This window comes from Mesorhizobium sp. M0408, assembly GCF_040321495.1.
Taxonomy (GTDB): domain Bacteria; phylum Pseudomonadota; class Alphaproteobacteria; order Rhizobiales; family Rhizobiaceae; genus Mesorhizobium.
Genome location: NZ_JAMYRO010000029.1, coordinates 24,108 through 48,871, shown reverse-complemented (window position 1 = coordinate 48,871; position 24,764 = coordinate 24,108). Strand labels below are relative to the sequence as shown.

Genomic DNA, 24,764 nt, shown 5'->3' with positions numbered 1-24,764 from the left:
GCGCTGGACCTTTTTGAAAGCGCAGCAATATCAATCGATTAAACGCAAAATGTGAGACTGCTATCCGGCCCGCTCGATGCGGATGACTTGCGGCTTGTCGGTCAGAAGGCTGTCCCTGGTGATGCCGTCGACGGCCTTGCGCACCGCCGCCTCGGTCGTCTCGTGGGTCACTAGGATGACGGTCTTCTGTGCCTCGGTTTCCGGCCCGGCGGCATGCTGGACGATCGATTCCAGCGAAATGTCGTTGTCGGCCATGCGCTTGGCTATTGCCGCGAAAACGCCGAGGCGGTCGTGCACGGTCAGCCGGATGAAATAACCGCCGGCATGGCTGCGCATTAGCGCCTTCTTGTAAGGCTTCAATTCCTTCGCCGGCCGGCCGAAGACCGGACCATGCTGGAAGCCAGGCCGGCTCTTGGCGATATCGGCAATGTCGCCGATCACCGCCGACGCGGTGGCGTTGCCGCCGGCGCCAGGGCCGGAAAGCAGCAATTCGCCGAGGATGTCGGTTTCGATCGCCACCGCATTGGTGACACCGTGCACCTGCGCGATGACCGAGGCCGTCGGCACCATGGTCGGGTGCACGCGCTGCTCGATGCCGCTTTCGGTGCGTTGGGCGACGCCAAGCAGCTTGATCCGGTAGCCGAGATCGCCGGCCGCGCGGATGTCGGCCTGGCTGATGTTGGAGATGCCTTCCATGTAGATATCGTTGGCGGCGATCCTCGTGCCGAAGGCAAGGCTGGTCAGGATCGACAGCTTGTGCGCGGTGTCGTGACCCTCGATGTCGAAGGTCGGGTCGGCTTCGGCATAGCCCAGCCGTTGCGCATCCTTCAGGCAGGCATCGAAAGACAGGCCCTCGGCTTCCATGCGCGTCAGAATGTAGTTGCAGGTACCGTTGAGGATGCCGAAAACGCGGGTCACCGAATTGCCAGCCATCGCCTCGCGCATTGTCTTGATAACCGGAATGCCGCCGGCCACCGCCGCCTCGTAATTGAGCAGCACGCCTTTCCTCTCGGCGATCTCGGCCAATGCTACGCCGTGTTTGGCAAGCAACGCCTTGTTTGCGGTGACGACATGGCGGCCGGCCTCGAGCGCCGCCTTGACGGACGAGCGTGATGGGCCTTCGTCGCCGCCGATCAGCTCGACGAACACGTCGATCTCGGCGGTCTGCGCCATCTTGACGGCGTCGTCGAACCACTGTGCTGTGCCAAGATCAACGCCGCGGTCGCGTTTGGGATCGCGGGCCGAAACCGCCGACACGACGATGTCGCGTCCGCACTGCCGCGTCAGTTCGGCCGCCTTGTCGCGCAGCACGCGGGCCACAGACGCACCGACGGTGCCGAGCCCGGCAATTCCAACACGCAACGCTTCAGCCATGTCCGGCGACGCCCCATTCAGTCGGTTGATGTGTAGAAAATCAGCGATGCGCGGCGAGCGGCACGACGTTATTCGGCTGCTTGGCGCTGGATGCGAGGAAGCGCTTGATATTGCGCGCCGCTTGCCGGATCCGGTGCTCGTTTTCGACCAGCGCGATGCGCACGTGATCGTCGCCATGCTCGCCGAAGCCGACGCCCGGCGCCACCGCGACGTCGGCGTGCTCGATCAGGAGCTTGGAGAATTCAAGCGAGCCCAGGTGCTTGAACGGCTCCGGGATCGGCGCCCAGGCGAACATCGAAGCCGCCGGTGCGGGAATGATCCAGCCGGCGCGGCTGAAAGCGTCGACCATGACATCGCGGCGTTTGCGGTAGACGTCGCGCACTTCGGCGATGTCGGCGCCGTCGCCGTTGAGTGCATGCGCCGCCGCCACCTGGATTGGCGTGAAGGCGCCGTAGTCGAGATAGGATTTCACTCGCGTCAGCGCCGAGATCAGCCGTTCATTGCCGACCGCAAAACCCATGCGCCAGCCCGGCATCGAAAAGGTCTTCGACATCGAGGTGAACTCGACGGCGACGTCTATGGCGCCCGGCACCTGCAGCACCGAAGGCGGCGGATTGCCGTCGAAATAGATCTCCGAATAGGCAAGATCCGACAGGATGATGATGTCGTTCTTCCTGGCGAAGGCCACCACCTCCTTGTAGAAATCGAGCGAAGCGACCAGTGCCGTCGGGTTGGATGGATAATTGAGGATCAGTGCCAGCGGCTTCGGGATCGAATGGCGGATGCCGCGCTCCAACGCCGGGATGAAGCCGTCGTCCGGCTCGACCTGCAGCGAGCGGATGACGCCGCCTGACATAATGAAGCCGAAGGCGTGGATCGGATAGGTCGGGTTGGGGCACAGGATCACATCGCCGGGGGCGGTGATCGCCTGCGCCATATTGGCAAAGCCCTCCTTCGAGCCGAGCGTCGCCACCACCTGGCTGTCCGGGTCGAGCTTCACACCGAAGCGGCGGGCATAGTAGTTGGCCTGGGCACGACGCAGGCCCGGAATGCCGCGCGACGACGAATAGCGGTGCGTGCGCGGATCGCGTACCACCTCGCAGAGTTTGTCGACGATGGCCTTGGGCGTCGGCAGGTCCGGATTGCCCATGCCAAGGTCGATGATGTCGGCGCCGCGCGAACGGGCGCTGGCCTTCAGCCGGTTGACCTGTTCGAAGACATAGGGCGGAAGCCGGCGGACCTTGTGAAATTCTTCCATGGCAGTTCCAGACAGTGAGGTTGCGGTCGCGCGTATAAGCTTATTTGCAACTAGGGTCGAGAGCGGGGTCGCATTTGCCTTCGATCTGCTTCAGCGCCTCGGCGCCGTGTTTTTTTGCCAGCTGGTCCAGCGCTGCCTGGTCCGCAACCTTGACGCCGCCGCCCTTGGCGGCCTGGCTCTGCTCCTCGGCCTTCAGTTGGGCGAGCTTGGCGTTCTTTTCCTCGTCGGTGAATTGCTCGGCCGCCACCTGCGGCCGGATGTTCAGGTTCGGATAGGAACCGGTGTCCTTCGCGCCGACAAGGCCGGTGGCGGGCGCCGCACCTTCCATGTTGCTGCTCGTGCAACCGGCCATCGCCAACAGCACGAGCGCCATGCGGCAAAAACGACCAGTGCCGGAAAAAACGTTCTTGCCAATATTAATCGTCATATTGTTTTCCTGGCGGCCGGGTTAGAGCACATTGGACCCTGTTCGATATCCCATGGTAATATGTCAACAAAACGCTTCGGGAGGAACCCCGCGAACCATGTCCAAAACACCCGATTCGGGCAAAGCGGAAGATGACCAACCTTCGACCGTCGAGCAATATCTGGTGAAGGACCCGGAGCGCTTCGCTCTGAACATGGCCCGCATGATCGAGCAGGCCGGAAAGGCCGCCTCGGCATGGGCCGAGCCGCGGGAAAAGGGCGAGGTGCGCGATCACGTCGCCGAGCCGGTCGTCGACATGGTGAAGACGTTCTCCAAGCTCACCGAGTACTGGCTCTCCGACCCGCAGCGCGCGCTGGAGGCGCAAACGCGGCTGTTTTCCGGCTACATGACCGTCTGGGCCAACGCCGTCCAGCGCATCGGCGCCGGCGCCGAGGACGCCGAGGACGCGGTCAAGCCCGAGCGCGGTGACAAGCGTTTCCAGGACCCGGAATGGGGCCGCAACGCCTTCTTCGATTTCGTCAAACAGGCGTATCTGGTCACCTCGCGCTGGGCGGCCGAACTGGTCGAGCACGCCGACGGCCTGGACGAGCACACCCGCCACAAGGCCGGCTTTTATGTCAAGCAGGTGTCCAATGCCATCTCGCCGTCGAATTTCATCCTGACCAATCCGGAATTGTTTCGCGAGACTGTCGCCTCCAACGGCGAAAACCTGGTGCGCGGCATGAAGATGCTTGCCGAGGACATCGCCGCGGGCAAGGGTGACCTGAAGCTGCGGCAGGCAGATTATTCGCCCTTCGAGATCGGCAAGAATCTCGCCGCCACCCCGGGTAAGGTGGTCGGCCGCAGCGACGTCGCCGAAATCCTGCAATACGAGCCGACTACCGACACCGTGCTCAAGCGGCCGCTGCTGATCTGCCCGCCATGGATCAACAAATACTACATCCTCGACCTCAACCCGCAAAAATCCTTCATTCGCTGGGCGGTCGAGCAAGGCCACACCGTGTTCGTAATCTCCTGGATTAACCCGGACGAGCGGCACGGCGCCAAGAGCTGGGAGGCCTATATCAGGGAGGGCCTGCAATACGGCCTCGACACGATCGAGAAGGCCACCGGCGAAAAGGACGTCAACGCCATCGGCTATTGCGTCGGCGGCACGCTTCTGGCGGCGGCCCTGGCGCTGATGGCGCAGGAAGGCGACCACCGCATCAAATCGGCGACCTTCTTCACCACCCAGGTCGATTTCACCTATGCCGGCGATCTAAAAGTGTTCGTCGACGAGGAACAGGTCGCGGCCGTCGAAAAGGCGATGAACGAAAAAGGCTATCTCGACGGCACCAAGATGGCGACTGCATTCAACATGCTGCGCTCGGGCGACCTGATCTGGCCCTATGTCGTCAACAACTACATGCGCGGCAAGGATCCCCTGCCCTTCGACCTGCTCTACTGGAATGCCGATTCGACCCGCATGGGCGCTGCCAACCATTCTTTCTATTTGCGCAATTGCTATCTCGAGAACAGGCTTTCGCAAGGCATGATGGAACTGGCGGGCCGCACGGTTTCGCTGAAGGACGTTACCATGCCGGTCTACAACCTCGCCTCTAAGGAGGACCATATCGCGCCGGCGCTGTCGGTATTCCTCGGCTCGAAATATTTCGGCGGCGAGGTCGATTACGTCATGGCCGGCTCCGGCCACATCGCCGGGGTCGTCAATCCGCCGGCAGCGCAGAAATATCACTACTGGACCGGCGGCAAGCCGGCCGGCGACTTCGACCAGTGGCTCGCCGGGGCCACCGACCATCCCGGTTCCTGGTGGCCGCACTGGCAACGCTGGATCGAAGCCAAGGACAATACCCGCGTACCGGCCCGCAAACCGGGCGAGCATATGCAAGTTCTAGGCGAAGCCCCCGGCACCTATGTCAAGGTGCGCGTGTAACCATCTGTAATGTGTGGTGAGTTGACGCGCCGCCAAAAGCGGGCGAAATGGTGCCGTCAACCCTGAGCAGCCTTGATTCATCCTCTAGCCGCCAAATTACTTTGAGGCTTGCAGATTTGACACAGGTCTCGTTTCCGGTTCGGGGAACAAGGGTCATTTCGACGAGGCGTTTCGACGCCGCGCCAATGACGAACCGGTCGGATATCGAGGGGGAATTTTGTTTTGAGATCAGCAGGATCGCGCCTCGCGAAGGGAGAAAGCCGCGCCATTGTGGCGGCGCTTTTCTCGGTGCTCCTGGCGTCCTGCACCTCGGCCGGCGACCCGACCATGTCGGTCGGCATGCCAGGCTACAATACCTCGGCTACCGAAATCAGCACGGCCGCCGGTGCGCCCCAGGCCAACACGGCCGCATCATCGTCGCAGATGACAAGCGCACAAATGACGATGAATGCCGACGGCGACGCCAACCTTCCCGAGCAGGTCGCCTATGTGCCGGTGGCCAAGCCAGGGGCCAAGCTCGACGCTGGCTTCCCGATCGCCGTCCCCACGGCAGCCGAGACGATCGCGGCACACACGCCGCAGCCGCTGCAACCAAACGCCCAGACGGCCGAACAGGCCGTGGCGCAGAACAGTGCTGATGCATCGAAGCCCGACGCCAAGGCCGCCGCGCCGGCGATGAACAACCCGGTCTATGTGACCGCCGGTGAGATGCCGCAGCCACAGGCCTACGCACCGAAGAAAAACTTCCTGGCCTCGCTGTTCAGCGCCACCCCCGCTTCGGCAGCATCGCCGGCCAACAGCAGATCGGGCGGGCAGCCAACGGTCATGCAGGCCAAGGCGACGCCTGCGGCAAAACCTACCGTGACCCTGGCTTCGGCCAACCCGGCTGAAAAGCCGGTGCAGCTGGTGTCGACGGGCGATACCAGCCACTTCACGGCCGATGCGCTGCCCGGCGTGCGACAGACGGCGCTGTTCGAGATCAAGCGCAAATCCGGCCTCGACGATGAGAGTGACGTCGATCTCAACGAAGACGAAGGTTCGGGTGGCGCCTACCAGGTCGCCTCCGCCGCCGGCCTTGCCCGGCTGGCGCCCAACGGCCTCCTGAAACAGAACGAAAGCGTCGATGTCGCCTGCTTGAAGCCGTCGCTGGTTCGCGTGCTGAAGACGATCGAAGGCCACTACGGCCGCAAGATGACGGTCACCTCCGGCTATCGCGATCCGACCCGCAACCGCCGCGCCAACGGCGCCAAGAATTCGCTGCACATGTACTGCGCCGCCGCCGACATCCAGGTCCCCGGCGTCTCGAAGTGGGAACTGGCGAGCTACATCCGCACCATGCCGGGCCGCGGCGGCGTCGGCACCTACTGCCACACCGAATCCGTTCACGTCGATGTCGGACCGGAGCGCGACTGGAACTGGCGCTGCCGCAGGCGCGGCTAGGGCGAGGATCTTCCGTCACCGCGAAGGCCCTTCGGCGGCGTTGCATCATGCCGCAAAAACCAGCTTGGCTGTCGGAAAGACGCGGTTTGGAGCCAAAGGAAAAAAGTTGTCGCAGCCGGCGGCAGACGGGTTGCCGGTTTGTCGCGACGCAACTATAAGCGCTCACATCTGAGCGCGCCCATCGTCTAGCGGTCAGGACACCGCCCTTTCACGGCGGTAACAGGGGTTCGATTCCCCTTGGGCGTACCAGCATTTCAACTTGGCATTATGTCTATCGCCAGCGTGATGCTGCGCAAGCTTTGCTGGACCCGCCACTCTGATAGGGATGTCGGCAACAAGAGGCGAAGACGACTGAGGACTACGTCGAAGGCTGTCTACGCCCGCAGTCCCCTCGCCTCGCCGCCGCGCTTGCGCGGAACCATCATGTCCCTGGCAAGCAGGCGGCTCACCCGGCAAAAGGCCATGAAGGCCCGCCATGCGTCTTCGGTCTCGACGATGTCCACCGTGGCGCCAAAACAGGCATTGAACGCGGCCTGGTAGGTTGGTCCCTTCCGGCGAACCGGCCACGTTTGCAGGAAATCGAGCGCCTGCTCGACACTGTAGATTTCCTCGACCGGCTGGCCGGGCACAGGCGCGATCCGCACCGGCACCTCGAATTGCAGTCTGTCCATTCGATCTCTCCCGAACCGACCCCCGCAGCAGCGCCGTTCGTCGCAAAAAGTTGCCGTGGCGGCTAACGCTTGGGCCGACTTCTCGCCTAGAAATGTGTCGTCACTGCGGTAGCCAGATGAACCCGGCGGAAGCATGAGCCGCTGCAGGCAAGGAGAATGCTCCCAGGCATGAATATCGCCGGTCTTCGGCCGTCGCCGGCAGTTCGTCCTTGAACCTTGCGCTTTCCAGTGCCAAATCTGGGGGGATTTCTCTCGCGGGGCTCATCCACGCCTCGCATCCCTGCAAGACGGACAAAAATGGTCACCTATCTCGACGCCGCCACGGCACCGCTCAGAAACACCGGCCAGATCCGTCTTTACGACGAGGAAGGTTTTGTCGGCATGCGCAAGGCTTGTGATCTCACCGCGCGCTGCCTCGACGAACTGGTACCGATTGTGGCGCCCGGCGTCACCACCGAAGCGATTGATCGCTTCGTCTTCGAGTTCGGGATGGACCATGGCGCGCTTCCGGCGACGCTCAACTACCGTGGCTACACGAAATCATCCTGCACCTCGATCAACCACGTCGTCTGTCACGGCATACCCGACAGCAAGCCGTTGAAGGATGGCGACATCGTCAATATCGACGTCACCTATATCCTCGACGGCTGGCATGGCGACTCCTCGCGCATGTATCCGGTGGGCACGATCAAGCGTGCCGCGGAGCGGCTGCTCGAAGTCACGTATGAGTGCCTGATGCGCGGCATCGCGGCAATCAAGCCGGGCGCCCGAACCGGCGCCATCGGCGCCGCCATCCAGACCTATGCCGAAGCCGAGCGTTGCTCGGTGGTGCGCGATTTCTGCGGCCACGGGGTTGGCCGGCTGTTTCACGACGCGCCGAATATCCTGCATTACGGCAGCGCCAGCGAAGGCGTCGAGATGCGGCCGGGCATGATCTTCACCGTCGAGCCGATGATCAATCTCGGCCGGCCGCATGTGAAAGTGCTGTCGGACGGCTGGACCGCGGTGACGCGCGACCGTTCGCTGTCGGCGCAGTACGAGCACACGATCGGCGTCACCGAGACCGGCTGCGAGATCTTCACGCTGTCGCCAAAAAACCTCGACCGCCCCGGCCTGCGGGCCTAGTGTCTGGCAGATCGGGCGTTACCTTGCCCGGCAAATGCTGGGTGGGGCAGTCATGAATGGTGACGACGACGAGCGGGCCTTCTTTCCCGAAAGGCCAGTGCGATCGCCCGCGAAGGCGGTGGCCGCCAACAAGCCGCATTATCTCGGCCATCGCGACCGCCTGCGCGAGCGCTTCGCCGCCGGTACCAACACCCTCCCCGACTACGAACTGCTCGAGCTTTTATTGTTTCGGCTGATCCCGCGCGCCGACACCAAGCCTGTCGCCAAGGCATTGCTGGCACGCTTCGGTACATTGGCCGAGGTCCTCGGTGCGCCCGTCGAGCGCCTGCAGGAGGTGAAGGGCATCGGCCCGGCGGTGGCGCTCGACCTCAAGGTGGTTGCGGCAACGGCGCAGCGCATGGCGCGCGGCGAGATCGCCGGCCGCGAGCTGTTGTCGACCTGGACGCAGGTTCTCGAATACTGCCGGTCGGTGATGGCCTTCGAGGAGCGCGAGCAGTTCCGCATCCTGTTCCTCGACAAGAAAAACGCGCTGATCGCCGACGAAGTCCAGCAGGTCGGCACCGTCGACCACACACCGGTCTATCCGCGCGAGGTGGTCAGGCGCGCCTTGGAGCTCTCCGCCACGGCGATCATTCTGGCGCATAACCATCCGTCGGGAGACCCGACGCCGTCGCGCGCCGACATCGAGATGACCAAGCTGATCATAGAGACGGCCAAACCGCTTGGCATTGCCGTTCACGACCACATCATCATCGGCAGGAAAGGCCACTCCAGCATGAAGGGCCTGCTGCTGATCTGAGGTTTGGCGTTGTTTTCTGCTTTGTCCGCTGTGCGCCTATGGACCGCAACGTCAAGGCGGTCGGCTCGATAAAACTCTGGCGCCGAGGCTCAGCTGGCCGTGCGCAGGCGCCGCGATCTGACAAAGGTCTTAAGTCCCTCGGAATCGAATGCGTGGCCGAACGCATAACCCTGCAATATGTCGCAGCCTAGGCCCTTGAGTAGCCGTGCATGCTGCATCGTCTCGACGCCTTCCGCCACGACCTCGATACCCAGCGACTTGCCGATTTCAATGATCGACGAGACAACCTGCCTTCTCTGCGGAGATTTGACGATTGGGGTGACCAGCTGCCGATCTATCTTCAGCCGGCGCGGCTGCAACTTCAGCAAACTGACCATCGAAGCGTAGCCGGTACCAAAATCGTCTATTTCGACGTCAATCCCCAGCTCTTTTATCTGCTCGATATTCCAGGTGACAAGGTCGTCGTTCTCGTCCAGGAAAATCGACTCAACAAGCTCGAACGAAACTGTTCCTTTCTTGATATTTTGTTCTCGCAGGCTCTTGATGAGCTCCTCGTCTTGAAGGCGCCTGGCCGAGACATTGACCGACACCCGCGGAATGTGAAGTTTTGCAGCGGACCACTCTTCGAAATCCGAAAGCGATTGCTTCAATATGGCTTGGTCGATGATCGAGACGACGTTCAGTTCTTCTGCAATTCTCAGGAAGACGTCGGGCGCCAAAATACCCTTTGTTGGATGTTTCCACCTCGCCAGCGCCTCAACCCCAACGATTTCGAGCGTCTTTGCGTCAAATTGGGGCTGGTAGAAGGGGATGAACTCGTTGCGCTCGAGGCCGCCGAGAATTTCGTCGGCAATCCGCTTAGTATCGACGATTTCGCTTTGCATCGCGTCGGTGAAGAATTCGTATCGATTGCGGCCCCGCCCCTTTGCTCGGTAAAGGGCGATATCGGCGTTCACCAGCAGGTGTTTGGCTTCGACATCTTTTGCGTTATCGACAGCGATTCCCACGCTGACACCAAAACGGCATCGATGACCCTGATAGTAGACGGGTTCGCGCATCTGGCTGATGATGCGGTCGGCGAGCAGCGCCAGTTGCTTGGTATCGTCGCGCACCACGCACAGAACGATGAATTCGTCTCCTCCGATACGGGCGACGAATCCCTCGTCGCCGACCTTCGACCTGAGCACGGTTGACGCGTGAACCAACATCGCGTCACCGGCGGCGTGGCCCAGCGTATCGTTGATGTGCTTGAACCGATCCAGATCTATGTGAAGCAGTGCCGCGTGCCCGCCTGAGCGCCTGGCGTTTGCCGCGTAATGTTCCAGTACCTGGTCGAGGTAACGCCGGTTGGGCAAGCCGGTCAGCGAATCATGAAGCGCGATGTGCTCTATGCGCGCTTTGGCCGACTCGAGTTCTGCATTTTTCGACTCGGACAGCTGTTTTGCACGAACCAGATCCTTGTTCAGCAGGACGTCGGCAGTCACGTCCCATTCCGCGCCGATCATTTTTGGGGTGTCGTTTGCGACCCGGTAAAGGATCGCCTTGGACCGGACATGACGGATCTCGCCATCCTGACGCACAATCCGGTACTCCGACAAATATGGTCTTCCGCTGGCCACCGCCCTGTCGAAGTCCGCGTTGGCGCCAGCCAAATCATCTGGGTGGATTGCTCCCGCCCAGTCTGGGTAGCCCCGGTGCTCGCCGGTTGGTTTGCCATATATTTCGTTGACGCGATCATCCCACGTAAGCTCGTTGGTCGCGAGATCGTGTTCCCAAACCCCAATAGCCGAAGCTTCCAGAGCGAGTTCCAAGCGTCGTGACAATCGACGCAATTCCGCATAATTGCGCTGTCTTTCGCCAATCAGGCGGCCTGTGACCAGGAAAGGGAACACAACCAAGGCTCCGGCCGTCGCCATGATCGCGCGCAACAACCATGCGTTGCTTGGCGTCGAAGGCCAGCCATTTTTGGGAATGGCCGCGAGCTGCCACGAGCCGGAAGGAAGCAAAACGTCAGCCGTCACGGGATCGCTTTTGCTGATCTCCTCATTGCCGTAGAATTGACCACCTCGGTGACCGAGGGCGTCCCTGCCGATCAGCGCTACGTCGATCCCGAGATCGTCGTCAAGCAAGCCGCTCGCTCTGTAAAGGCGCTGCACGTCGACAACGGCGGAAATGATACCCCAGAACCTTTCCGTATTGCCAGCGCTCGGCACGAAGACCGGAAAGCGGCCGATGAAGCCTTGTCCTCCCTGTTTCAGGTCGACGGGACCGGCAAGCACCAGCTTGCGTTCGTCTCGCGCCCTTAGCGCAGCCGCACGCTGCCGCTCGTTCTTGCGGTAGTCCAGACCCATCGCCTGCTCGTTACCCTCCATCGGATACATAAGGGAAACGACCAGATCGGGCGCGCCGGCAATATCGTTCAATTGCGAGTCGGCGCCAAACAGATTGCTCGCGAGCGAGGCGAAGCGTTGCTGTCCCATATAGGGCTCGGTCACGACCGCGGCGACCAGTCCACGCACGAGCTGGAGGTTTCCATTGATATTGCCTTCGAGCTTGGCGCGGATGAGATTGACCTTGGTCAGCACGTCCGCACGGACGGCCTGGTCCGAGACGATTTTGTTCTGGTGCTCCGCGAACGCTGCGCTGACAAGGATGACGACAAACGCGATCGCCGCCGGAATATTTGCCGACGAAAAGACGGCCTCCTTGATGCCGTTGAACCTAGCGCGGAAAAAAGCCAATAGGCGATTCCTCAAGTGCCATTTTCAGGTTCTCGGGGTCGACCCGATGAGGAACATTAGCTTTCAATGTTTAATTTGACCTTCATACTCCTGAGAAATTTCATTTTCCGACGGCTGACGCCGGCTGCGATACCGACAGCGATGCTGAAGGCGGGCTGCACGATGCGGACCAACATGAAACGCCAGCTAGATCAGCCTTGCTCGGAAGATCGAGGCGCACGAGCGCCATTGCACATTTCGACGCTCCGACCCGAGTAGGTCAGAGCATTGACCTGGACTAGTGCCCCTCAATCGCCTTGGGAGACACAAGGTATGGTATCTTGCCGACGCTGCGCTTCGTCGCGCCAATGGAATAGGCCATCGGTATCTTGGGAGAGTTCTCCGGCAAGCCGTACATATCCTTGCCGGCCCGCACGGCAAATGAAAAGTGCTGCCACGAAACCGTGTCATGCTCATTGAGAAAATCGAGCGTCAGACCAGCTGAAATCAGCGCATTCACCACGTCACTGATCGGGTGGATCCATTCATAATAGCGAGGATGCTTCAAGATGCGATCATCGCCGGTGTAGGTCAGTTCCTCGTTCCAGGCGAGCGGCCGAGCTATCGGCGTTCGCCAATCGTGCTTCAATTCCAGGGCCGCGGCCTTTCGATCGCACTGAAACATCAATGGATGGCCCTCGGCCATGTAGAGACGGCCGCCGGGTCGCAGAAGATCGGCAACCACCCGCGCCCAACGGAACACGTCGTCCAGCCAGTTTACCGAACCCCAAGTAACGTAAGCGATATCAAAGGTCCGGCCGAGCGCTTCCAGCGCCTCGAACAGTGGCGCTTCCACGAAGCGCACGTCGGTGCCTGCCTTCGCAGCAAAATCCCGCGCCGCCACGATCGCCGTCGGTGAAAAGTCGAGCCCGGTCACGCTGCCTGCGCCGAGATTCTTCAGGCTGATCGTGTCAAGACCGATGTGACACTGCAGGTGGACGATATCCTTGCCGGCGATATCGCCGAGCTCGCGCGTTTCCAGCTCATAGAGATTGGATCCGCCGGCCAGCACATTCTCGATGTGGTAGCTGCCCGTTGTGTCGGTCGAGTGCAGTTCGGCCCGATCATCCCAATTAAGGCGGTTCGCGCCCAGAAACCGTTCCAAATTCCCCCCACCCCTGACTGACGCATGGTAAACAAGTCGTTAAAACACCTTTGCAGCGAAAGCAGCGCGCGTCAATCCGGACCGGGCGGCAGTGCGCCGCCGCTCGCGAAAGCATTAGCCCCGGGAAGGCTTGCTGCTGATCAAAGGCTTCTGGCGCGATCGCCGCGCCCGGCGACAAGACCCCGCAGGCGCTCCCGGACTCCGCCGTCGTGGTCTGTATGTGGATTAGTCGGTTCCTCAGCCCGGCACAGCCACCATCGCGATATTTCTGGAGAGCTCGTTTGTGGGGGCAACTGCGTCTGCCGTGCCGCTCGTGAGTGCTCGGTAGAGTGCCACATAATCGCTGCACATGCGCTCGACCGTGAACCGCTTCTCGAACGTCTGCCGCACTCGTGCGCGATCGAGGCTGTCTATGCGCCGGAGCGCGCCCACGGCTTCCTCCACCGTATCCACGATCCATCCGGACACACCGTCATCGATGATCTCCGGGACGGCGCCACGCCGGAACGCAACCACCGGCGTACCGCAGGCCATTGCTTCGATCGTTACGAGCCCGAAGGGTTCCGGCCAGTCGATCGGAAACAAAAGCGCTATCGCATTGCCCAGAAAATCCGCCTTTTGCCGCTCATCGATCTCGCCAATGAACTCCACGTTCGAATGCCGCAGCACTTGCGGCTCGACCCTTTCTTTCCAGAACGACTGGTCCACCTTGTCGATCTTGGCGGCGATCTTCAGGGGAAACCCGGCCCGCGCTGCTATTTCTATAGCCGTTTCCGGCCCCTTTTCCGGCGAGATGCGACCGAGAAACGCAAGATAGCCAGAGGTGTTCGGGTGGAATGGCAGAAGATCGCGGGGCAGGCCGTGATGCACGGTTCCAACCCAATTGACGGGCGGCATGGGCCGGCGCTGGTCGAAGGAAATCGAGACCAGGGGAACGTCGTCGAACATCGCATAAAGCTGCGCCAGATCGGGCAGGTCGAGCCTGCCGTGAAGCGTGGTAACCGTTCGTCTGGCAAAATCCCGAATTATGGGGAAGTGCAGAACATCGACGTGGAAATGTAAAACGTCGAATTCATCGGCTCGCCGGCGCACCCGTTCAAGCATCATAACATGGTGCGGACCACCGTCCTGGACCCTTGGGTTCAGGCGCAGCGCGACGTCGCAACATCGCACCAGCTCGGCTGAGGTACGAGAATCGGCGCTGGCGAACAGCGTCACCTCATGGCCCTGTCGGACAAGTTCTTCGGTCAGATACGAAACAATTCGCTCGGTTCCACCGTAGGTTCGGGGCGGCACGGATTCGGTTAGCGGTGCGATCTGGGCTATTTTCATTTAGAAATCTTTTCGGCGGCGACCGCCGTCTTTCAAACAAGCTTCGGCGGCAACCAAGACAAGCGAGAGCTTCCAGTTGCGAAGTATTCTATGCAGAGCGTATTTATAGTTGTGCCGTCCGCGCTCCTCCCGTGCAATCAGGTTGCCCTTATTCAACTCCTCTGGATCCAAGAACTGCGATCCATGAGAAATGTTTCACCGGCTCGATAAAAAGACAGAATGAGCTACGCGCCGCGGCCCCGCCGCCCCCTGACAGGCAGGTTTGGATTTGTTCGATCACCATCAATTGATCCAGGCGTGCCGGTGCCCAATGGAACATAAAGCCCGGAATTCAGTTAGATAGCCGGATTTGACTGGAGTTCGCCACATGCGCAACTCCGGCCGGGCAAGGGCACTGCCGCGACACGGAGTGAGCGGCTTCGGGCGTATCGCGCCGAACTCAGGCACCACCTTGCCGAACTCGGGAGCCATAAACGCTCCTTATGGAGGATGCCATGAACCAGTGGACAAACGCCAGGCTCTGTGACGTAGCCAACCTGATCCTTGGGGCAATTCTGTTCTTCTCTCCCTGGATCTTCGCATTTGCGGCAGGCCCGCAGACGCAGAACGCCCTCGGCAGCGGAATCTTGATCGTCGTGCTTTCGGTTGCCGCCCTCGCAGCATTTGCCGTGTGGGAAGAGTGGGTGAACCTGGTCGTCGGACTGTGGGTTCTCGCATCGCCTTGGGTGCTTGGATTCCAGGCGACCACGGCGATGACCGTGCATGTCGTGATCGGCATTCTGGTCGCCGTGCTGGCGGCGATCGAGCTCTGGATGATGTATCAGAACCCGCCGACCCAGTCCGCCGCCTAACAGGCGCAGCCAGCCAGCGCCCTTTTTTGGGCCTGACGGATCTATCGATCGTCTGCCGGTCTCTCGGCAACAGCCGCCGGAGGCCGGGCAGGCGGTTGTTTGGACGAGAATAGGAAGGATGGCGCATTATGGTCGGTGACAATCCGCGTTCGACGGCCAGGATTGCGGGACATCCTATTCATCCGATGCTCGTGCCATTTCCGATCGCCTGCTTCGTCGGCACCCTGCTGACGGATCTAGCCTATTGGCGAACAGCGGAGGTGATGTGGGCTGACTTCTCCGCTTGGCTGGTTACCGTCGGCGTGATCATGGGCTGCCTAGCAGCGATCGCGGGGCTGATCGATTTCCTGGCCAATCCGCTGATAAGGGCACAGCCCCCCGCCTGGCCGCACGTGCTCGGCAATCTTCTGGCGCTGGCGTTATCCATCATCAACATGCTCGTGCACACCCGCGATGCATGGACCTCCATCGTTCCTACCGGCTTGATCCTCTCGGCGGTTGTCGTGCTCATCCTCATCTTCACTGGTTGGCTGGGCTGGTCCATGGTGTACCGGCATCACGTCGGAGTGGCGGATTGATGCGCATAGCAAGCTCCATCGGTCAGACCAGGCGCATCGCGGTGTCCGTCCTCGTTTGCACTGCGGCGATCACTCTTGCAGCGTGCAGCGGCAACGACCCGGATCCCAGCAGTCAGATAGGGCCGAATCCAAACCTGCCGGAGCCGATCCAATATTTCTTCCCGCCCATGCATCTCGCTTCCGTGGTCGGATGGAAGAACGACGAAAAGCCGACCGTCGCGCAGGGGCTGCAGATCCAGGCTTATGCCCACGGCTTGCAGCATCCGCGGTCGCTTTACGTGCTGCCCAATGGCGACGTCCTGGTGGTCGAGTCCAAGGCGCCGGGTGGCGAACCGATCAAACGGCCCAAGGATTTGGTGATGGGCTGGATCGAATCCTGGGTCACCTCGGGCGGCGACAGCGGCCCAAGCAACCGCATTACGCTGCTGCGCGACACCGATGGCGATGGCAAGCCGGAGCTGACCAGCGTATTCCTCGACCACCTGAGCTCCCCCTTTGGCGTGGCGCTGGTGGGAAGCGATCTCTACGTCGCCAATACCGACTCCATCGTCGGCTATCCCTACAACACCGGTGACACAAAGATCACCGCGCCCGGGACGCCGCTAACCGCCCTGCCCGGCGGCCCGATCGACCACCATTGGACGAAGAGCCTGGTGGCAAGCCCCGACGGCTCGCTGCTCTATGTCGGCATCGGCTCGAACAGCAACGTCGCCGAAAACGGCATCGAGGCGGAGAAGAACCGCGCCGCCATCTGGCAGGTAGACAGGGCCACCGGCCGGTCGCGCATTTTCGCCAGCGGTTTGCGCAATCCAAACGGCCTGAGCTGGGAGCCGCAGACCGGGGCGCTCTGGGCAGTGATCAATGAGCGCGACGAGCTCGGCCCCAATCTCGTGCCGGATTATCTGACCTCGGTAAAGGATGGCGGCTTCTACGGATGGCCATACAGCTATTACGGCCAGCATCTCGATCCCCGCGTCATGCCCCAACGTCCGGACCTGGTCGCAAAAGCGATCGTTCCGGATTATGCACTGAGTTCCCACGTCGCCCCTCTGGGACTGGCCTTCTATACGGCAACCAGCCTTCCCGAGGCATATCGCGGCGGCGCCTTCGTTGGCGAGCATGGCAGCTGGAACCGCACGCGCTTCAATGGCTACAAGGTAGTGTTCGTACCATTCAGCGGCGGCCGTCCGAGCGGCGTCGCTACCGACGTGGTGACTGACTTCCTGGACAAGGACAACAAGGCGCGCGGCCGGCCTGTCGGCCTGGCTGTCGACAAAACCGGGGCCCTGCTCATCGCCGACGACGTCGGCAACACAGTTTGGCGGGTGACATCTGTCGGCCAATAAAGTGGCTCCACTCCCTTCGTCGAGCTGTCGGTCGAGCAGGTGGAGGGATCCCCGACGATCGCCGTTCCGGTGGTTCTGCTAGGCGCATTCGGCGTGCCCGCCATTGCCGGCTACTCCACGCTGACGATGTTTGCCGCGTGGCCGCATCGGGCGGGTGAGCTGGAAATAGATGAGGGCCTGCCGCTGATCACCGCCGAACCGAAGGACCGCCAGCGCGGCGAAATGGTATTTTTGCCCTTCCCACAGCCGGCTCTAGAATTTTCATCGCAAATCAAGTTATGATGCACTTGGTATTTCCCGGGACGGCTTGCGCCGCTTGGAATACCGGGAGGAACCGGGACATGGCCGTTGCGCTTGTACTCGTTCTGATAGTCGTGGGCTCGGTGTTGTTCCACTTCCTGAGCCCATGGTGGTGGACGCCGATTGCCTCGAACTGGGACTATATCGACAACACCATCATCATAACTTTCTGGATCACCGGTGTCGTCTTCGCCGCCGTGGTTCTTTTCATGGCCTATTGCGTCTTCCGCTTCCGTCATCGGGAAGGCAATCAGGCGGCATACGAACCTGAGAACAGGCGGCTCGAATCCTGGCTGACGGTCGTCACCGCGGTTGGCGTCACCGCTTTGCTCGTTCCAGGCCTGTTCGTCTGGAGCCGGTTCGTTAACGTTCCAAGCGACGCAACCGAGGTCGAAGTCGTCGGCCAGCAGTGGCAATGGAGTTTCCGCCTCCCCGGCAAGGACGGCAAGCTCGGCACATCCGACACTCGCGACGTCAACGCTGAAAATCCACTCGGCGTCATCGCCACCGATGCCAACGGTCAGGACGATGTCGTAGTGGAAGCGGCCGACCTGCACCTCCCGGTAGGCAAACCGGTCAAGATGCTGCTCCGCTCGATCGATGTGCTGCACGATTTCTACGTGCCGGAATTCCGCGCCAAGATGGACATGATCCCGGGCTCGGTCACCTATTTCTGGTTCACTCCGACCAAGACCGGAACCTTCCAGGTCCTGTGTGCCGAACTCTGCGGCCAGGGACATCCGATGATGCATGGCGTGGTCATGGTCGATACTCAGGAAGACTATCTGGCGTGGCTTGGCCAGCAGCAGACTTTTGCGCAGCTGTCCGCCCCCCAGCAGATGGGCTCGGCAGAGTAGGAAGCCGGAACGACGGCGCGCCGTCGGGATTGAAATTAATGCGGCAAGCCCGAGCTGTCGGGCTGGCCGAAAAGGGCACGGAGGTGTTCCTATGGTCGATATCACACCTGCAGATGCGGTACCGCCGGCCGAAGTCGCGGAAATGGAACTCTACCATCCGCACAGCTGGTGGACGAAATACGTTTTCTCGCAGGACGCCAAGGTCATCGCCATCCAGTATTCGGCGACGGCGACAGCGATCGGCATGGTCGCGCTGGTGCTATCCTGGCTGATGCGGCTGCAACTCGGCTTCCCCGGCACATTCGACTTCATCACCCCGGAAGCCTACTACCAGTTCATCACCATGCACGGCATGATCATGGTGATCTACCTGCTCACGGCACTCTTCCTGGGCGGCTTCGGCAACTATCTGATCCCGTTGATGGTTGGTGCTCGCGACATGGTCTTTCCCTATGTCAACATGCTGAGCTACTGGATCTATCTGCTCGCCGTGCTGGTCCTGGTGTCGAGCTTCTTTGCGCCCGGCGGACCGACGGGTGCCGGCTGGACGCTCTATCCGCCGCAGGCGATCATGACCGGTACGCCAGGCGGCCAGGACTGGGGCATCATCCTGATGCTTGTCTCGCTGATCCTGTTCATCGTCGGCTTTACCATGGGCGGCTTGAACTATGTCGTGACGGTGCTGCAGGGGCGCACGCGCGGCATGACGCTGATGCGCCTTCCGCTTACTGTCTGGGGTATTTTCACCGCCACCGTCATGGCGCTGCTCGCCTTCCCGGCGCTGTTCGTTGCTTGCGTGATGATGCTGCTCGACCGGGCGCTCGGCACCAGCTTCTTCATGCCGGCGATCGTCGAGATGGGCGAACAGTTGCAGCACGGCGGCGGCAGCCCGATCCTGTTCCAGCATCTGTTCTGGTTCTTCGGCCATCCGGAGGTCTACATCGTGGCGCTTCCGGCCTTCGGCATCGTATCCGACCTGATCAGCACCCATGCGCGCAAGAACATCTTCGGCTACCGCATGATGGTCTGGGCCATCGTCGGCATCGGCGCGCTGAGCTTCGTGGTCTGGGCGCACCACATGTATGTCAGTGGCATGCATCCCTATTTCGGCTTTTTCTTCGCCACAACGACATTGATCATCGCCGTCCCAACAGCCATCAAGGTCTACAATTGGGTGCTGACGCTGTGGCGCGGTGACATCCACCTCACCATCCCGATGCTTTTTGCCTTGGCCTTCATCGTCACCTTCGTCAATGGCGGGTTGACTGGGCTATTTCTTGGCAATGTCGTCGTCGACGTTCCGCTGTCGGACACGATGTTCGTCGTCGCCCATTTCCATATGGTCATGGGGGTTGCCCCGATCATCGTAATCTTCGGAGCGATCTATCACTGGTATCCGAAGGTCACCGGCCGGATGCTGAACGAGACACTGGGCCGGTTCCATTTCTGGGTCACCTTCCTCGGCGCCTATCTGATCTTCTTTCCCATGCACTATCTCGGCTTGATGGGCGTGCCGCGGCGGTACAACGAATTGACCGACATGACGATCATGACGGAATCGGCCCACCACCTGAACTCGTTTATCAGCATCATGGCTTTTATAGTCGGTTTTGCTCAGATTGTGTTTCTGTTCAATCTCATCTGGAGCATCCGCCATGGCCGTGAGGCTGGCGGCAATCCGTGGCGGGCAACGACGCTCGAGTGGCAGACGCCCGAAACACCGCCCGCCCACGGCAATTTCGGCAAGGATCTGCCGATCGTCTATCGCTGGGCCTATGACTACAGCGTACCGGGAGCCAAGGAGGACTTCATACCGCAAAACGTTCCGGGCTCCTTCGCGCCCTCCAGGGAGCCGGCATGAGCGTAATCCTGGTCTTCCTGCTCGTGATCGCCGGTATTGCCGGGTGGTGGCTTTCCCATCAGCGGCTAATGACGAAGCCGTGGCTCGAGCAAGGTATGATCGGGGATTTTGTCGCTCTGGACCGATCGGCGCTGCCGACCGCAAAGATCGGTCTCGGCGTCTTCCTTGCCGTCGTCGGCTGCCTGTTCGCGCTGTTCACCAGTGCTTATTTCATGCGCATGGCGCTGTCGGATTGGCGGCCGCTGCCCATCCCGCCCCTGCTCTGGCTTAACACCGGCGTACTGGTCTTGAGCAGCATTGCGATACAGTGCGCTTCGCTCGCGGCGCGCAAGGGTCAAGTGGACATGGTCAGGCTTGGCCTCGCCACCGCTGGACTCACGGCGCTCGTCTTCCTGATTGGACAGCTTGTGGCATGGCGGGAACTGAGTGCGGACGGCTATTTTCTGGCATCCAATCCGGCCAACAGCTTCTTCTACTTGCTAACGGGAATGCATGGCCTGCATATACTGGGAGGACTGGTCGGGCTGGGCAGAACGAGCGTCGGCGCCTGGAACGGAGCGCAGCCGCAGCGGCTTCGCCTCAGTGTCGAGCTGTGCGCCATGTACTGGCATTTCCTGCTTTTCATCTGGCTCGCCATCTTTGCGCTTCTGGCCGGCTGGGCTTCGACTTTAATCGACATTTGCCGAGGGTTGCTGACCTAGGAGGAATGGGCGGATGGCAGAGACGACACTGGCCCACATCGGCCGAACAGAGCTGCGGCCCGCAGGCTTGCAAGGCATCGCCGCCGACTGGTCCTCGGATCAGCGGGCGTTCAAAAACGTGTCCTGGGGCAAGGCCATGATGTGGATCTTCCTGCTCAGCGACACGTTCATCTTCGGCTGCTTCCTGCTCTCCTACATGACCGCGCGTATCTCAACACGCGTGCCGTGGCCCAATCCGAGCGAGGTCTTCGCCCTGCGCATCGGTGGCTCCGACATTCCACTGATCCTTATCGCCATCATGACCTTCGTGCTGATCTCGAGCAGCGGAACGATGGCCATGGCGGTCAATTTCGGCTACCGCCGCGACCGCCGCAAGACGGCAGTGCTGATGCTCTTGACCGCAGCACTCGGCGCGACCTTCGTCGGCATGCAGGCCTTCGAATGGACCAAGCTGATCACCGAGGGCGTGCGGCCTTGGGGCAATCCCTGGGGCGCTGCCCAGTTCGGCGCATCCTTTTTCATGATCACCGGCTTCCACGGCACGCACGTGACGATCGGGGTGATCTTCCTGATCATCGTGGCGCGAAAGGTCTGGCGCGGGGATTACGATGTCGGACGGCCCGGCTTCTTCACCAGCCGGAGGGGCCGCTACGAGAACGTCGAAATCATGGGGCTTTACTGGCATTTCGTCGACCTGGTCTGGGTGTTCATTTTCGCATTTTTCTATCTTTGGTGAGAGGCAGGACATGGCTGAAGCAACCGCAAACGGCCTGGGACAGCATGCGCTGGACAGCGCCCATACCCATGATGCGACGACGACCGGGTTTACCCCGGCGGAGGTTCATCAGGAGCACCCGATCAAGCTCTATCTGGTGGTCTGGGCGTGGTTGTTCATCCTCAGCACCTGCTCCTATCTGGTCGACTATTTCGGTCTCCACGGCTATCTCAGATGGTCGCTGATCCTGATCTTCATGATCCTCAAGGCAGGGCTGATCGTCGCCATCTTCATGCACATGGCCTGGGAACGGCTGGCGCTGACATATGCAATCATCCTGCCGCCGGTGCTGGTGCTGGTGTTCGTGACGATGATGGTCTTCGAAGCGGACTACACGCTTCTCACCCGAATGGCGTTTTTCGGGGCCGGGCCCTGACATGCAATCCGGATCCAGGCGGTCCGGTCCTGGAGCCTTCGCCTTGAAACAATCCACGGCTGGTCCATTTCTGTTGGTATCGGAAACGACAGGCGATGCCGGCGTTTCCACATGCGTCGCGAACACCAGCAAGGGGCGCCCAAGATGACCATCGCAAACAGACTGAAGGACTTCATCGATAGGAAAGGAATTTCCTACGACACCGTCGAGCATCACCGCACGGCGACAAGCAGACAATCTGCCATTGCGGCACATGTGCCTGGCAGCATAATGGCCAAATCGGTGGTTGTTCACCACGACCGTGGCTACGCGCTCGCCGTGGTTCCAAGCACGCACAGGATAGAACTCGCGACATTGCAGGATGTCATGGACAAGCCTCTTGGACTTGCCTCCGAAGACGAGGTGGTCTCGTTGTTCGGCGATTGCGATGTCGGCGCTGTGCCGCCGATCGGCGCTGCCTATGATGTGCCAGTGGTCCTCGATGAAAGCCTCGGCGACGCTCCCGAAATCTATTTCGAGGGCGGTGACCATAGGACGCTGGTGCATGTGAGCGGCAAGGATTTCCGCGACCTGACAAAGGGCGCGCGCCAGGCCCGTTTCAGCCACCCGGCCTATTGAAAGCTCTGCCCCACCCTGCCCGCACCGGCACTTTCACCGGTGCGCGCAGGGCAGGTTTTTTTCAGCTCACGGTCTGGTGGCCGGCGGCGATTCCACAACTTTCCGATAGACATGCCAGGTCGCATGACCAAGGATCGGCAGCACGACTGCCAACCCGGCGAACACTGGCAGCGAGCCGACGATCAGGGCGACGGCGACGATAAGGCCCCACACGGCCATCACGATCGGGTTGGCCAGGACAACGCGCACCGAGGTGTGGATGGCTTCGTAGGCGCCGACATCGCGGTCGAGCAACAACGGGAATGCGACGACCGTGGTGCACAACACAACCGCGGCGAACACGAAGCCGATGGCGTGACCCAGGATGATGAGCGTCCAGCCGCGTCCCGTTGCGAATATTTCACTGATGAAGCTGGACAGCGATTGCGGCGGCGCCGGGCCGAACAGGGTCTGGTAGAATATCTGGGCCGTCAAAAGCCAGGCGATAAAGATCGCAAGCAGCATGACGCCGACCGCTGCAATAGCCGGCAGTGCCGGAGAACTCCTGACTTCAAAGGCGTGCCTCCACGAGGCGTCGAGCCCGGCTTCCCGTCGCCGGCTGATCTCATAGAGGCCGATCGCCGCGAACGGACCAATCAGTGCAAAGCCGGATACAAGCGGAAACAGCAATGGCAGCGTGTTGTTACCTGATGTCCAGACAGCAAGCACGACTCCCGCAATCGGATAGATCAGGCAGAGAAAAACGATGTGCGACGGTTTGACCATGAAATCATCGACGCCACGCCTGAGCGCATCAAAAAGATCGGAGACACCGATTTTTCGAATTCTGGTGTGTTCCAGCGTCTCGCTGGCGCCTGCTATCACGTGAAAGCTTGCCATGACCATTCCTCCAGACCAGGTCCGGTAAGGTCGCGTTTTACGGTGCTGCCGTTCTGCATGATTGGCCCACGCAAACCGCGACCTGCACCATGATCAATATACTCTCATGCGGGGGACTTGTCGCGCTTTGTAGGAAGGCCCGGGAGTAGGAGCTCCCGGGTAGCCTGACTAGCTACGGACGCCGTTCTTCGATATGCTCTTCTAGTCGAAGGTGAAGGTCATGGACGGAAGGACAGTTCTCATACTCGGCCTTGGCGTCATTATTCTGCTGTTGCTGGGATTTTGTGCTCTGCCAACGTGATGTTTTGAGCCGGGGTCAATAGTCGGCTGAAGCGATCACTCGCATTACAATGGTGTCGGCAAGCAACGCCGCAAATATTGCGAAAAGATAGACAATCGAATACGCAAACAGTGCCTTTGCCGGCTTCATCTCCTTGTCGGCGACGAGAACCTTCCAGGCCTGCCAAATGAAACCTGCACCCAACGCGGCTGAAACAGTGCCGTAATATCCGCTCGCGAAGCCGAAGCCCCAAGGAAGCACGCCGATTGGCGCCAAGAGCAGCGAATAGGCGAAGATTTGTTTTCTGGTCGAGTGCTGGCCGGCCACATTCGGCATCATCGGGACCCCCGCCGCGGCATAGTCACCGACCTTGAAAAGGGCCAGCGCCCAGAAATGAGGCGGCGTCCAGAGGAAAATGATCAGAAACAGGATGAGACTTTCAATGCCGATTGCGCCGGTTGCAGCAGCCCACCCGATCACCGGAGGAAGGGCGCCTGCCGCGCCGCCTATGACGATATTCTGTGGCGTCGAGCGCTTCAGCCACATCGTGTAGATAACAACATAGAAAAAGATGGTGAACGCCAACAACGATGCGGCGAGCCACCCCACCAGCACGCCGAGCGTCATGACCGACAGTGCGGAAAGCACCAGACCGAAGCTGAGAGCTTCGCCAGGCGTGACGCGACCGGACGGAATTGGTCGCTTGGACGTGCGAGACATCAAGGCGTCTATGTCTGCGTCGTACCACATATTGAGCGCGCCGGCGGCTCCCGCTCCAACCGCGATTGCGCCGATGGCAATTACGGCGATAACTGGATTCATCACGCCGGGCGCCATCATCAGGCCGACGAAGGCAGTAAACACGGCAAGCGCCATGACGCGTGGCTTCAAAAGCGCAAAGAAATCACCCGCCGTCGCCTCCGAGAGGCGGATGCCGGTATCCTTGAGACGGCTTTCTTCAGTCGACATTCAGACGACCACCGATGGGAATGGCAGCCTAGCCGGCCAATGTCTTTTTTGCAACGAGCCGCCCTCCCCACCGACACTGCCGGCAGATTGCGGCCGAGGCTATGCCTCGACCTGTTTGCTATGCCAAGA

The 24,764-nt window shown here is 60.8% G+C and carries 23 protein-coding genes and 1 tRNA gene; 15 read left to right on the top strand and 9 right to left on the bottom strand.

The features are described 5' to 3' along the window. Nucleotides 1-60 precede the first annotated feature (60 nt). Genes NKI67_RS26970 through NKI67_RS26960 form a run of 3 tightly spaced genes read right to left on the bottom strand, consistent with a single transcriptional unit; the run spans nt 61 to nt 3,005 of the window. A complete protein-coding gene (locus tag NKI67_RS26970) occupies nt 61-1,374 on the bottom strand; it encodes a homoserine dehydrogenase (RefSeq protein ID WP_352647809.1) in 1,314 nt (437 codons plus the stop codon). Nucleotides 1,375-1,414: 40 nt separating this feature from the next. Continuing rightward, the gene (locus tag NKI67_RS26965) at nt 1,415-2,632 is read right to left on the bottom strand and encodes an LL-diaminopimelate aminotransferase (protein ID WP_352647807.1); all 1,218 of its coding nucleotides are present in this window, start codon (nt 2,630-2,632) and stop codon (nt 1,415-1,417) included. A gap of 40 nt (nt 2,633-2,672) precedes the next feature. After that, nucleotides 2,673-3,005, bottom strand: coding sequence for a hypothetical protein (locus tag NKI67_RS26960; protein WP_352647805.1), 333 nt, complete (start codon nt 3,003-3,005; stop codon nt 2,673-2,675). 151 nt (nt 3,006-3,156) lie between these two features. Between NKI67_RS26960 and phaC the strand changes: the two genes are divergently transcribed. The 3 genes from phaC (at nt 3,157) to NKI67_RS26945 (ending at nt 6,681) form a co-directional block, all read left to right on the top strand. Next, nucleotides 3,157-4,992, top strand: coding sequence for a class I poly(R)-hydroxyalkanoic acid synthase (gene phaC / locus NKI67_RS26955; protein ID WP_352647803.1), 1,836 nt, complete (start codon nt 3,157-3,159; stop codon nt 4,990-4,992). A 327-nt stretch (nt 4,993-5,319) separates the two neighbouring features. After that, nucleotides 5,320-6,432: a YcbK family protein gene (locus NKI67_RS26950; protein WP_352647841.1), complete on the top strand. Its 1,113-nt coding sequence runs from the start codon at nt 5,320-5,322 to the stop codon at nt 6,430-6,432. 174 nt (nt 6,433-6,606) lie between these two features. Beyond that, a tRNA-Glu gene (locus NKI67_RS26945) sits at nt 6,607-6,681 on the top strand. Nucleotides 6,682-6,806: 125 nt separating this feature from the next. On the opposite strand, the gene NKI67_RS26940 is transcribed toward NKI67_RS26945, so the two are convergent. Beyond that, nucleotides 6,807-7,103 carry a DUF982 domain-containing protein gene (locus NKI67_RS26940; protein WP_352647801.1) on the bottom strand — a complete coding sequence of 99 codons (297 nt, stop codon included), beginning with the start codon at nt 7,101-7,103 and terminating at the stop codon, nt 6,807-6,809. Nucleotides 7,104-7,400: 297 nt separating this feature from the next. On the opposite strand from NKI67_RS26940, the gene map reads away from it, so the two are divergent. Together map and radC are read left to right on the top strand one after the other, a co-directional pair. Beyond that, nucleotides 7,401-8,228 (top strand): type I methionyl aminopeptidase, encoded by an 828-nt coding sequence (gene map / locus NKI67_RS26935; RefSeq protein ID WP_352454462.1) that lies wholly within the window; start codon nt 7,401-7,403, stop codon nt 8,226-8,228. 52 nt (nt 8,229-8,280) lie between these two features. Beyond that, nucleotides 8,281-9,027, top strand: a complete 747-nt coding sequence (gene radC, locus NKI67_RS26930; protein ID WP_352647799.1) for a RadC family protein — start codon at nt 8,281-8,283, stop codon at nt 9,025-9,027. An 89-nt stretch (nt 9,028-9,116) separates the two neighbouring features. Here the strand turns inward: radC and NKI67_RS26925 are convergent, their stop codons facing one another. The 3 genes from NKI67_RS26925 to NKI67_RS26915 form a co-directional block, all read right to left on the bottom strand. Continuing rightward, nucleotides 9,117-11,696 carry a bifunctional diguanylate cyclase/phosphodiesterase gene (locus NKI67_RS26925; protein ID WP_352647839.1) on the bottom strand — a complete coding sequence of 860 codons (2,580 nt, stop codon included), beginning with the start codon at nt 11,694-11,696 and terminating at the stop codon, nt 9,117-9,119. Between the two features lie 349 nt (nt 11,697-12,045). Further along, nucleotides 12,046-12,912 (bottom strand): class I SAM-dependent methyltransferase, encoded by an 867-nt coding sequence (locus tag NKI67_RS26920; RefSeq protein WP_352647797.1) that lies wholly within the window; start codon nt 12,910-12,912, stop codon nt 12,046-12,048. Between the two features lie 237 nt (nt 12,913-13,149). After that, nucleotides 13,150-14,244, bottom strand: a complete 1,095-nt coding sequence (locus tag NKI67_RS26915) for a glycosyltransferase family 4 protein (protein WP_352454464.1) — start codon at nt 14,242-14,244, stop codon at nt 13,150-13,152. A 494-nt stretch (nt 14,245-14,738) separates the two neighbouring features. Here NKI67_RS26915 and NKI67_RS26910 point away from each other — a divergent pair, with 494 nt between their 5' ends. The 10 genes from NKI67_RS26910 (at nt 14,739) to NKI67_RS26865 (ending at nt 22,507) form a co-directional block, all read left to right on the top strand. Continuing rightward, nucleotides 14,739-15,095 (top strand): SPW repeat protein, encoded by a 357-nt coding sequence (locus NKI67_RS26910; protein ID WP_023678896.1) that lies wholly within the window; start codon nt 14,739-14,741, stop codon nt 15,093-15,095. A gap of 128 nt (nt 15,096-15,223) precedes the next feature. Then, on the top strand, nt 15,224-15,673 hold the full coding sequence (locus tag NKI67_RS26905; RefSeq protein WP_352647795.1) for a DUF2231 domain-containing protein: 450 nt from the start codon (nt 15,224-15,226) through the stop codon (nt 15,671-15,673). After that, the gene (locus NKI67_RS26900) at nt 15,673-17,019 is read left to right on the top strand and encodes a PQQ-dependent sugar dehydrogenase (protein WP_352647793.1); all 1,347 of its coding nucleotides are present in this window, start codon (nt 15,673-15,675) and stop codon (nt 17,017-17,019) included. Before NKI67_RS26905 ends, NKI67_RS26900 begins: the two co-directional genes overlap by 1 nt. Before the next feature lie 93 nt (nt 17,020-17,112). Beyond that, a complete protein-coding gene (locus tag NKI67_RS26895) occupies nt 17,113-17,301 on the top strand; it encodes a hypothetical protein (protein WP_352539754.1) in 189 nt (62 codons plus the stop codon). 59 nt (nt 17,302-17,360) lie between these two features. Beyond that, a complete protein-coding gene (coxB, locus tag NKI67_RS26890; RefSeq protein WP_254818347.1) occupies nt 17,361-18,176 on the top strand; it encodes a cytochrome c oxidase subunit II in 816 nt (271 codons plus the stop codon). 91 nt (nt 18,177-18,267) lie between these two features. Next, nucleotides 18,268-20,037, top strand: a complete 1,770-nt coding sequence (ctaD, locus tag NKI67_RS26885; RefSeq protein WP_352470447.1) for a cytochrome c oxidase subunit I — start codon at nt 18,268-18,270, stop codon at nt 20,035-20,037. Then, a complete protein-coding gene (locus NKI67_RS26880) occupies nt 20,034-20,738 on the top strand; it encodes a cytochrome c oxidase subunit 3 (RefSeq protein WP_352466990.1) in 705 nt (234 codons plus the stop codon). Before ctaD ends, NKI67_RS26880 begins: the two co-directional genes overlap by 4 nt. Nucleotides 20,739-20,751: 13 nt before the next feature. After that, on the top strand, nt 20,752-21,474 hold the full coding sequence (locus NKI67_RS26875) for a heme-copper oxidase subunit III family protein (RefSeq protein WP_352466991.1): 723 nt from the start codon (nt 20,752-20,754) through the stop codon (nt 21,472-21,474). A 10-nt stretch (nt 21,475-21,484) separates the two neighbouring features. Then, nucleotides 21,485-21,889 carry a cytochrome C oxidase subunit IV family protein gene (locus NKI67_RS26870; RefSeq protein ID WP_352466992.1) on the top strand — a complete coding sequence of 135 codons (405 nt, stop codon included), beginning with the start codon at nt 21,485-21,487 and terminating at the stop codon, nt 21,887-21,889. A 144-nt stretch (nt 21,890-22,033) separates the two neighbouring features. Further along, entirely contained in the window at nt 22,034-22,507 is a 474-nt protein-coding gene (locus tag NKI67_RS26865) for an aminoacyl-tRNA deacylase (protein ID WP_352647790.1), read from the top strand. A 66-nt stretch (nt 22,508-22,573) separates the two neighbouring features. Here the strand turns inward: NKI67_RS26865 and NKI67_RS26860 are convergent, their stop codons facing one another. Then, a complete protein-coding gene (locus NKI67_RS26860) occupies nt 22,574-23,386 on the bottom strand; it encodes a DUF2189 domain-containing protein (protein ID WP_023678906.1) in 813 nt (270 codons plus the stop codon). 316 nt (nt 23,387-23,702) lie between these two features. Next, nucleotides 23,703-24,635: a heme o synthase gene (locus tag NKI67_RS26855; protein WP_023678907.1), complete on the bottom strand. Its 933-nt coding sequence runs from the start codon at nt 24,633-24,635 to the stop codon at nt 23,703-23,705. Nucleotides 24,636-24,764: the final 129 nt, after the last annotated feature.